The organism is Rhodomicrobium sp. R_RK_3 (genome assembly GCF_002198715.1).
Taxonomy (GTDB): Bacteria; Pseudomonadota; Alphaproteobacteria; order Rhizobiales; family Rhodomicrobiaceae; genus R-RK-3.
On sequence record NZ_MWLK01000037.1, the window covers coordinates 265,818 to 276,044 of the forward strand.

Annotated in this window: 8 protein-coding genes and 1 tRNA gene; all 9 read left to right on the plus strand. The window is 61.9% G+C overall.

Annotation, left to right across the window (positions count from 1 at the left end; all coding sequences use genetic code 11):
• The first annotated feature begins 94 nt into the window (after positions 1 to 94).
• Entirely contained in the window at positions 95 to 634 is a 540-nt protein-coding gene (locus tag BLEFHOIH_RS24690; RefSeq protein ID WP_088348709.1) for a TRAP transporter small permease subunit, read from the plus strand.
• Positions 634 to 1,977 carry a TRAP transporter large permease subunit gene (locus BLEFHOIH_RS24695; RefSeq protein WP_088348710.1) on the plus strand — a complete coding sequence of 448 codons (1,344 nt, stop codon included), beginning with the start codon at positions 634 to 636 and terminating at the stop codon, positions 1,975 to 1,977. The genes BLEFHOIH_RS24690 and BLEFHOIH_RS24695 overlap by 1 nt, the downstream gene beginning before the upstream one ends.
• A gap of 417 nt (positions 1,978 to 2,394) precedes the next feature.
• Positions 2,395 to 3,627 carry a phosphoglycerate kinase gene (locus tag BLEFHOIH_RS24700; RefSeq protein ID WP_088348711.1) on the plus strand — a complete coding sequence of 411 codons (1,233 nt, stop codon included), beginning with the start codon at positions 2,395 to 2,397 and terminating at the stop codon, positions 3,625 to 3,627.
• 11 nt (positions 3,628 to 3,638) lie between these two features.
• Positions 3,639 to 4,709 carry a class II fructose-bisphosphate aldolase gene (fba, locus tag BLEFHOIH_RS24705; protein WP_088348712.1) on the plus strand — a complete coding sequence of 357 codons (1,071 nt, stop codon included), beginning with the start codon at positions 3,639 to 3,641 and terminating at the stop codon, positions 4,707 to 4,709.
• An 8-nt stretch (positions 4,710 to 4,717) separates the two neighbouring features.
• Positions 4,718 to 5,398, plus strand: a complete 681-nt coding sequence (rpe, locus tag BLEFHOIH_RS24710) for a ribulose-phosphate 3-epimerase (RefSeq protein WP_088348713.1) — start codon at positions 4,718 to 4,720, stop codon at positions 5,396 to 5,398.
• 86 nt (positions 5,399 to 5,484) lie between these two features.
• Positions 5,485 to 5,574: transfer RNA gene (locus BLEFHOIH_RS24715), tRNA-Ser, on the plus strand.
• A gap of 481 nt (positions 5,575 to 6,055) precedes the next feature.
• Positions 6,056 to 8,302 carry a CRISPR-associated helicase/endonuclease Cas3 gene (locus BLEFHOIH_RS24720; RefSeq protein ID WP_088348714.1) on the plus strand — a complete coding sequence of 749 codons (2,247 nt, stop codon included), beginning with the start codon at positions 6,056 to 6,058 and terminating at the stop codon, positions 8,300 to 8,302.
• Between the two features lie 20 nt (positions 8,303 to 8,322).
• Positions 8,323 to 8,988 carry a type I-C CRISPR-associated protein Cas5c gene (gene cas5c, locus BLEFHOIH_RS24725; protein ID WP_088348715.1) on the plus strand — a complete coding sequence of 222 codons (666 nt, stop codon included), beginning with the start codon at positions 8,323 to 8,325 and terminating at the stop codon, positions 8,986 to 8,988.
• Positions 8,985 to 10,227: type I-C CRISPR-associated protein Cas8c/Csd1 (gene cas8c, locus BLEFHOIH_RS24730; RefSeq protein WP_088348737.1), on the plus strand; the 1,243-nt coding region annotated here is incomplete at its 3' end. The genes cas5c and cas8c, both read left to right, overlap by 4 nt.

Below are 10,227 nucleotides of genomic sequence, written 5' to 3' on the forward strand. Positions count from 1 at the left end.
CGCGAAGCCTCCCGGTTGCCGGGATCGCCGGCCTTGTCGTACACCCGCGTCCGACCCGGCGCGATGCCGGCCCCGACAGCGGAAGGGATGATTTATGCGCAGAGCCTTGGCTTTGGCGGACGCAATCGATGCGGTGACCGAATGGATCGGCCAGGTGTTGAAATGGCTGGTGCTGATCGCCAGCCTCGTCAGCGCCGGCAATGCGCTGATCCGCTACGGCTTCAACCAGAGCTCGAACGCCTGGCTGGAAGCGCAGTGGTACATGTTCGCGGCGATGTTCCTGCTCGCGGCCGGCTACGCGCTGAAGCATGACGAGCATGTGCGGGTCGACGTGCTCTTCACCAATTACTCGGTGCGCCGCAAGGCCATGGTCGACATTTTCGGCCTGATCTTCTTCCTGCTGCCGACCGCGATCGTCATCGCCGACATGTCGATCCCGATGATCGTCAACTCCATCAAGATCAACGAAATGTCCTCCGATCCCGGCGGCCTCCTGCGCTGGCCGGTTAAGCTGCTGATCCCGCTGGGCTTCATTCTGCTGGCCATCCAGGCCGTCGCCGAGCTGATCAAGAAGATCGCCATCGTCAAAGGGCTGCGCACGCCCGTCAAACATTATGAGCGGCCGGTACAGTGATGGGACTTTCCTTCGAACTCATGGCGCCGCTGATGTTCGCGGCGCTGATCCTCGTCCTGCTGCTCGGCTATCCCGTCGCCTTCTCGCTCTCCGCCGTCGGCCTGTTCTTCGGCGCCGTCGCCATTGAGCTTGGCTATTTCGAGACGACGCTGTTGCAGGCGCTGCCCGAGCGCATTTACGGCATCGCCTCCAACCAGCTCCTGCTGGCGATCCCGTTCTTCACCTTCATGGGCGCAATACTGGAGCGGAGCGGACTCGCCGAGGATCTGCTCGACACCATGGGCCAGCTTTTCGGCCCGGTGCGCGGCGGCCTTGCCTATGCGGTGATCTTCGTCGGCGCGCTGCTCGGCGCCATCACCGGCACGGTCGCGGCCTCGGTCATCGCCATGGGGCTGATCTCGCTGCCCGTGATGATGCGCTACGGCTATGACGCCAAGCTGGCGACCGGCGTCATCGCGGCGTCGGGCACCATCACCCAGATCATCCCGCCCTCGCTGGTGCTGATCGTGCTCGCCGACGCCATGGGCAAGTCGGTCGGCGATATGTATGCCGGCGCCTTCATCCCGAGCTTCATCCTGGTCGGGCTGTTCTGCCTCTACATCTTCGCCGTCAGCATCCTGAAGCCGGAATGGGTGCCGGCGCTGCCGCTGTCGGCCCGCACCATGAGCACCGGCCAGCTTCTCGTCCGCTGCCTGATCTCGATGGTGCCGCCGCTGGTGCTGATCTTCCTGGTGCTCGGCACGATCCTGGTCGGGCTCGCGACGCCAACCGAAGGCGGCGCCATGGGCGTTGTCGGCGCGCTTGGCCTCGCCATCGCGCATGGCCGGCTGAAGCTGTCCGTGCTGAAAGAGTCGATGGACATGACGTTGAAGCTGACCACCATGGTGATGTTCATCCTGGTCGGCTCGACGGTGTTCACGCTGGTGTTCCGCGGCGTCGACGGCGATCTCTGGGTCGAGAGCATGCTCAGCAATCTGCCGGGCGGCGTCATCGGCTTCCTGATTTTCGTCAACGTCTTCATCTTCTTCCTGGCCTTCTTCCTCGACTATTTCGAGATCGCCTTCATCATCATCCCGCTTTTGGCGCCGGTCGCCGAGAAGATGGGCATCGACCTGATCTGGTTCGGCGTCTTGATCGGCGTCAACATGCAGACCTCTTTCATGCATCCGCCCTTCGGCTTCGCGCTGTTCTATCTCCGATCGATCGCGCCGCCCGAGATCAAGAGCTCCGACATCCTGCTCGGCTCGATCCCTTGGGTGCTCATCATGCTGGTGATGGTGCTTTTGGTGATCCTCTTCCCCGGCATGGTCTCGACCAGCGTCGCGGTCTTCGGGCGGTTCTAGACGCAGTCACCCACCTTCGTCATCCCGGCCACCGCGCAACGGTAAGCCGGCACCCAATCCCTGATCCCGCGGGCACTGCGGCAAGCGGAGTGGCGAGTAGGCCCGGCTCCGACGGCCGGGGCGACGGAGGAATTATCCGAAATTCCTAGACGTCTCCGCTGGAGCGATCCCGGGCGGCTGTCCTGCGACTCAATGGCTGCTTTCGCGAATCTCTATTTCTGTCGAAAACTGGCGCGGAAGCAGGCAGTATAGAGCCGCGACTGCATTTCATATGGTCAACCCTTCCCAAATAGGACATGGCTTAAGTAGAATAGAAGCTCACCGCTCGCGACTTATGACAAGTTCAGCAGAAAACAGCCTGTAACTGGGCCGCGCCAAGCCTCGGCCTCCGACCTTAGACAGAATTGGAACGCAGCAATGCCGACGATCATTTCCAACGGAAGTTACAAAGGTATCGATGAGGTCGACGTTTCTGGCCGGCGCGTGATCGTCCGGGCCGATCTGAACGTGCCGCTGGCGGGCAGCCAGGTGAGCGACGCAACGCGGATCGAACGGCTTGTTCCGACACTGGAAAACCTCTCCCGGCGCGGCGCGCGGGTGATCGTGTTCTCGCATCTCGGCCGCCCCGAAGGGCAGCGCAATGCGAAATATTCGCTGCGCCCCGTCGCGGGCAAGCTGAGCGAGATCATGGGCGGCAAAGCCGTGAATTTCGTCGAGGACAGCATCGGGCCGGTGGCGAAATCCGCCGTCGCCGCCATGCAGCCCGGCGAGATCGTGCTCCTGGAGAACCTACGATTTTATCCCGGTGAGGAGAGCAACGAAGCCGATTTCGTCGCCGAGCTGTCAAGCCTCGGCGATATTTTTGTCAACGACGCCTTCTCCGTCTCGCACCGCGCCCACGCCTCGGTCTATGGCATTGCACATCAGCTCCCGGCCTTCGCCGGACCGCAGATGCTGGCCGAGCTGGAAGCCTTCAAGCTGGTGCTGGAATTGCCCAAGCGCCCGGTCGCGGCCATCGTCGGCGGCGCCAAGGTCTCGACCAAGATCCCGCTGCTCTCCAATCTAGCGCCCAAGGTCGACATGCTGATCATCGGCGGCGGCATGGCCAACACCTTCCTGCACGCCCAAGGTTACAAGATCGGCAAGTCGCTGTGCGAACCCGACTTCGCCGACACGGTCGAGGAGATCATGTCGCGCGCGGCGGAAACCGGCTGCCGCATCGTGCTGCCGACCGACGCCGTGGTCGCCACGAAATTTGAACCGAACGCGCCGAGCGCCGTTTATGCGGTGACCGATATTCCGGCCGACGGCATGATCCTCGACATCGGTCCCAAATCCATCGCCGATTTCGGCGACCGCATCCGGTCGGCGAAAACTCTTCTGTGGAATGGCCCGGTCGGCGCTTTCGAAACCCCGCCTTTTGAGGCAGGTACCTTCGCACTGGCCCGGCTGGCCGCCGAGCGCACGCAATCGGGCCATCTGGTGACCGTCGCGGGTGGCGGCGACACGGTCGCGGCGCTGAACAAAGCTGGCGTTACGGAAAGCTTCAGCTATGTTTCCACAGCAGGCGGCGCGTTTTTGGAGTGGCTCGAGGGGCGCGAATTGCCGGGCGTCGTCGCGCTGGCGCAGGCGCGGGCCCCGGCTCTATAAGGAGATTTGAGTTGGCAAGGATTACCCTCAGACAGCTTCTGGACGACGCGGCCGAGCATGGCTATGGCGTGCCGGCCTTCAACATCAACAATATGGAGCAGGGCCTCGCCATCCTGGAGGCGGCCAAGAAGACCGACTCGCCGGTCATCATCCAGGCCAGTCGCGGCGCGCGCTCCTATGCGGGCGACTTGCTGCTGGCCAAGCTGGTCGAAGGGCTCGAGGACCAGTATCCGGGCATCCCGATCTGCCTGCATCAGGACCACGGCAACAATGAAGCGACCTGCGCCTCGGCCATCCGCATCGGCTTCGATTCCGTGATGATGGACGGCTCGCTGGAGGCGGACGGCTCGACGCCGGCATCCTACGAGTACAATGTCGGCATCACCCGCGAAGTGACCAAGATGGCGCATTGGGCCGGCGTCTCGGTCGAGGGCGAGCTGGGGTGTCTCGGCTCGCTGGAATCGGGCGAAGGCGAGAAGGAGGACGGCCACGGTTTTGAAGGCAAGCTCTCCAAGGAGATGCTGCTGACCGACCCGCAGCAGGCAGCGGAGTTCGTCGCCGAGACCAAGGTCGACGCGCTCGCCGTCGCCATCGGCACCTCGCACGGCGCCTATAAATTCACCCGCAAGCCGACCGGCGACGTGCTCGCCATGAACGTCATCGAGGCGATCCACGCCCGGCTCCCGAACACGCATCTGGTGATGCACGGCTCGTCGTCGGTGCCGCAGGATCTGCTCGACGTCATCAATGAGAATGGCGGCGAGATACGCGAGACCTACGGCGTGCCGGTCGAGGAGATCGTGCGCGGCATCCGGCATGGCGTTCGCAAGGTCAATATCGACACCGACCTGCGCCTCGCCGCGACCGCCGCCATCCGCAAGGTGCTGTTCAGCAGCAAGGGCGAGTTCGACCCGCGCAAATATCTGAAACCCGCCATCGCCGCGATGCAGAAGGTCTGCGAGGAGCGTTTCGAGCAGTTCGGCACCGCCGGGCGCGCCGCCAAGATCAAGGTGATGCCGCTGGCCGAGATGGCCAAGCGCTATGCCTCCGGCGCGCTCGACCCGCGCATCGGCGCAGCGTGAGCGGAGCCATGAGCGAGCGCAAGGTCGTCATCGCCCCGTCGATCCTCTCGGCCGATTTCGCCCGGCTCGGCGAGGAAGTCCGCGCCATCGACGCGGCGGGCTGCGACTGGGTGCATGTCGATGTGATGGACGGCCATTTCGTGCCGAACATCACCATCGGCCCCGATGTGGTGAAGGCGCTGCGGCCGCACAGCCCCAAACCCTTCGACGTGCATCTGATGATCGCGCCTTGCGATCCTTATCTGGAAGCCTTCGCCAAGGCGGGCGCTGATATCATCACCGTGCACGCCGAGGCGAGTCCGCATCTGGACCGCTCGCTGCAGGCGATCCGCGCGCTTGGCAAGAAAGCGGGCGTCGCGCTGACGCCCTCGACGCCCGAAAGCGCCATCGAATACGTTCTTGACCGGCTCGACCTGATCCTGGTGATGACGGTCAACCCCGGCTTCGGCGGCCAGGCCTTCATCCCGGCGCAATGCGAGAAGATCCGGCGCATCCGGGCGATGATCGGCAACCGCCCCATCGACCTCGAAGTCGACGGCGGCATCAACGCCGACACGGTCGACCAGGTCGCGCGCGCCGGCGCCAACGCCATCGTTGCCGGCTCCGGTGTGTTCAAAGGCGGCGACTATGCCGGCAACATCGCCGCCATCCGCCGCAACGCCGAGAACGCCTTCGGCATCATGGTCTGAGCGGCAGCAGAAATTGCGTGGAGATGGGCATTTGGCTCGCTCCCACGCTTGCAGTCGGCGGCTTGCCGCGATACATAAGCCGCTCCGGAGAGGTGCTAGAGTGGTTGAATAGGCCGGTCTCGAAAACCGGAATACGCGCAAGCGTATCGAGGGTTCGAATCCCTCCCTCTCCGCCAGATGGCTATGCCTAGCAATGGTTTTTTGAGGTATATTGTCCCGGACTCACAAATGGACTCACTTTCTCAAATTGATTAAATTCGTGGCACAGCCGTATCGCATTTAGTTGTCCGCGCTCGGCCGCTTGGGTTCTACTTTCGATTTCGGGGTTCGTTACGCGAGGGGTTTGCTTCAGAAGCTCTGGTTTGTGCAGCAAGCCCTTGATGCCGCGCTATTGATGTCCGCGTTTGTCGCTCAGGGGGTTGGGAACGCCTGAAGGCCCGCGCCTTCTTGCAAGGCGAACCGGCGCTTCGGTCATTTCCAGAATTGTGAGCGCCCTATCATCGATAACATCGGGCCGGGTTGGACAACAGTGACGCTCTATACTTGTCCTGGCGAGCCGAACTCTTTGGCACTTTTCCACAGTCCGCTGGCCGATGGCAAACGCGGCCCTTGATTCGTGCCAATAATTGCTGCTTCTCTCGGCGTGAGGGGTGGAGTATGTATTTCGCACATTCACTGCAAGATCGGCCGCAGCAAGAATGGCAGCCGCTTGACGATCATTTAAAGCAAGTTTCCACGTTAGCTGGCGAATTTGCCGAGATTTTCGGTGGACGGCGTGCCGCCGTATTAGCCGGATTATTGCACGACATCGGAAAATACACGGATACCTTCCAGGCGCGCTTGATGAAGAATGGTATCTCCGTGGATCACGCGACAGCAGGAGCCCGTGAAGTTGGCCTCCTCCCATGCGCGCCGAGAGATAAAGTCGTAGCCGAATTAATCGCCTATGCCGTCGCGGGGCATCATGCCGGTCTGCCCGACAAGATTGGGGGGCCGAGTTCGCTAGCAGATCGGCTGAAGAAACCGCTTGAGCCTCTTGCCCCCAGTTGGCGTGACGCGACGGCCCCCGATGCCACTGGGCTTTGGCCCAAAATCCAACCAGATTCATTAAACCGACAGCGGGCAGCCTTTCAGCTCGGTTTCCTGGGCCGGATGATTTTCTCCTGCTTAGTGGATGCCGATTTTCGCGACACCGAAGCCTTTTACGCTCGTGCGCAAGGCTCCGAGGTCGATCGCGACTGGCCAGCTCTGTCAGCGAGTTTGGACGGGCTGATCCAGCGTCTCGGCGCTTATATGGCTCGCAAGCAAGCGACGGCCGGCGACACGCTGGTGAATCGCCTGCGCCGCGAGATATTGAGCCATATGCGTGGACAGTCCTCCCGGAAGCCCGGGCTGTTCACCCTTACGGTGCCAACGGGCGGCGGCAAGACGCTGGCCTCGCTGGCATTCGCGCTCGACCACGCCAAAGCGCATGGGCTGGAGCGGATCGTTTATGCGATACCGTTCACCTCCGTCGTCGATCAGACGGCCGCCATTTTCCGCGAAGTTCTGGGCGATCAGTTCGTGCTCGAACATCACTCGGCGATCGAGGAGGAAAACAACCGCGAACGCACCGGGCGCGACAAGCTGAAACTGGCAATGGAGGATTGGGCCGCCCCGATCGTCGTCACTACCAATGTCCAGCTTTTCGAAAGCTTGTTCGCCGCCCGCCCCTCACGCTGCCGCAAGCTGCATAATCTCGCCCGCAGCGTGATCGTGTTGGATGAGGCGCAGACAATCCCGCTTGCCTTCCTCCGGCCCTGTGCGGCAGCACTCGACGAACTGGCCCGCAACTATGGCACAACGATCGTGCTTTGCACCGCCACGCAGCCAGCGCTGGATGCCCGGCATTTTGCAGGAGACGATTTGATTGGACTGAAGCTCGAGGGCCGTGAACTCGCACCCGATCCGGCCCGCCTCGCGCGTGAGCTGAAACGTGTGCGGATCAATAGGCGCGGCGAGACCGGCGACGACGAGCTGATGGATGCGCTTGCCGCCGAAGACCAAGGGCTGATCATCGTCAACAGTCGCGCCCATGCCCTGGCGCTTTTCCGCAAGGTAAGGGCGGCTGGACTCGACGGCGCCGTTCACCTCACGACACGCCAATATGCGGCTCACCGACGGACCATATTGGCCGAGATTCGCCATAGGCTGAAGGATGGGCGCCCTTGCCGACTGATCGCGACATCTCTGGTGGAAGCGGGCGTCGATCTGGATTTCCCAAAGCTATGGCGGGCGGAGGCGGGACTCGATCAGATTACCCAGGCGGCGGGGCGCTGCAATCGCGAGGGCAACCGGTCGTTGGAGGCCAGCATCGTCACGATCTTCAAGGCTCGGGATAACCCGCCGCCTCGGGAGATCGCGCAGCTTGCAGGCGATTTCACCCGGACGGCGGGAAAACATGACGATCTGCTCTCGCCGGAGGCGATGACGGATTATTTCCGCGAGGTCTATTGGCGCAAGGGCGAAGGGCTCGACGCGCGGGACATCATTGGCCGCTTCAAGATCAGCGGCGGCGAGACCAACTTTGCCTATCGCAGCGCCGCCGACGATTTCCGGATGATCAACAGCGGCATGGCCCCGGTGATCATCGCCAGGGACCCACCGGCGCGGCGCGCGTTGGAGAGATTGGGATCGGAAGGTGTTCACGCCGGCACCGTCGCGCGTGAACTTCAGACCTTTGTGGTGCAAGTGCCTCCCAAAGCCCGCGCGCTGCTCTGGAAATGCGGGCACGTGGCTTTTGCGCAGGAGCGTGAGTTCGGCGATCAGTTCGCCGTGTTGCGGACCGAGAGGTTATACAAACCCGAGGAAGGTCTCCTCTGGGAGAATGCTGATTATATTGACATCGAAAATTCGATTTACTGATTGCGAAGGAACGAACCGCCATGCCCTATGGCATCAGACTGAAAGTCTCGGGCGATTACGCCTGCTTTACTCGGCCGGAGATGAAGGTCGAGCGTGTTTCATACGATGTGATGACACCTTCGGCGGCGCGGGGCCTTTTGGAGGCGATCCATTGGAAGCCGGCGATCCGCTGGGTGATCGATGAAATCCATGTGCTGAAGCCCATTCGCTTTCAGTCGATCCGGCGAAATGAGGTGGGCAATAAGGCTCCAGCCGGCAAGATTAAGTCCGCTATGCGATCGGGCAGCCTTGAAGGACTACAGCTTCTCGTAGACGAAGACCGGCAGCAGCGGGCGGCAACCGTGCTCATCGATGTCGCCTATGTCATCGCCGCGCATTTTAAGCTGACGCCCAAGGCCGGCCCCGACGACAATGAGGGCAAGCATCTCGATACCTTCAATCGCCGGGCCGCCAAAGGCCAATGCTTTCAGCAGCCTTGCCTTGGCACGCGGGAATTCGCCGCCAGATTTGAGCTTCTGTCGCCGGATGCGCCCTTGCCGGCATCCATCGCGGAGACGCGCGATCTGGGGTTCATGCTCTGGGACATCGACCATGCCGGTGACCGCGCTTCGATGTTCTTTCGAGCTGGCCTCGAGAATGGCGTTATGAGAGTGCCCGCTCCCGACTCTGCGGAGATCCGCCGATGAGTGTGCTCGCGTCGCTCGTGCGCGCCTATGACCGCATGGCCGATCGCCACGAAGTGCCGCCGTTTGGGTATTCCAGTGAAGAAATTGGATTCGTGATCTCACTTAATGAGGACGGAACCTCTGCGGGACTACCCATTGATGTTCGCGCGACCGCCGGAAAGAGACTAAGAGGCCGACGTTTATCGGTCCCTGCCTCCTTCAAGCGGCCAGGAATAACACCAAGAGCCTTTTTTCTCTGGGATAATACAGCGTTTGCGCTTGGCGTAAGCGCAAAAGAAGGCAAGGACGCCGCTTCTCGATTCCAGGCCTTTCTTGAGTTGCATGCCCGAGCGTTGCGAGACGCCGACGACCCCGGCTTAAAGGCATTCCTTCGATTTATCGAGGCTTGGCGCCCAGAGGATTTCCTCCGTCTCGGCTGGCCTGATGAAATGAAAGACTTGAATGTTGTCTTCGCGTTGAATAGCGAGCGGCTGAGCGGCATCAATATCCATGACCGTCCGGCGGCGCGGTCGCTTTGGGCACGCCTCCTAGCGGATGGCGACAAGTCCAAGGCGGTCTGCATGATCTCGGGAGACGATGCGCCCGTTGCCCGTTTGCACCCCGCAATCAAGAGCGTTTGGGGTGCGCAGATAGCTGGCGCATCCATCGTATCGTTTAATCTGGAGGCGTCTGAATCTTACTGCCATGTACAGGGCGACAATGCCCCAGTCTCAGAAGCGGCGGCATTTGCCTACACAGCTGCGCTGAATAAGTTCCTCGAAACCGGCAGCCGGAATCGCATCCAGATCGGCGACGCATCGACGGTGTTCTGGGCCGACGCATCGTGCGTCGACGCCGACCCGACTAGCATCGCGGAAGACGCCTTCCTCGCCATGTTCAACGGCATCGACGAGAGCGCCGACGGCCAAAAGGTAGGCGCGATCCTTGCCAAGATTCGCAACGGCGAGAGGCTCGAAGATTTCGCGCCAGGACTCGCCAAAGGCGTGCGCTTTCATGTCCTAGGCCTCGCGCCTAACGCAGCCCGCCTCTCGGTCCGCTTCTGGCTCGAAGACGAGTTCGGCCGGCTCGCCGAGAATTACCGCCGCTTCGCCGACGACATGACGATCGAACCGCCGCCGAGGGGCGGCAATCCTCCGCTGTGGCGCTTCCTGGCTGAAACTGCCTGTCAATCGGCGCCGAACTTTGACCCCCAATCGGCGTGCAAAATTGACCCTTGCCCGGCGCGCTTTTTCGCCTGCC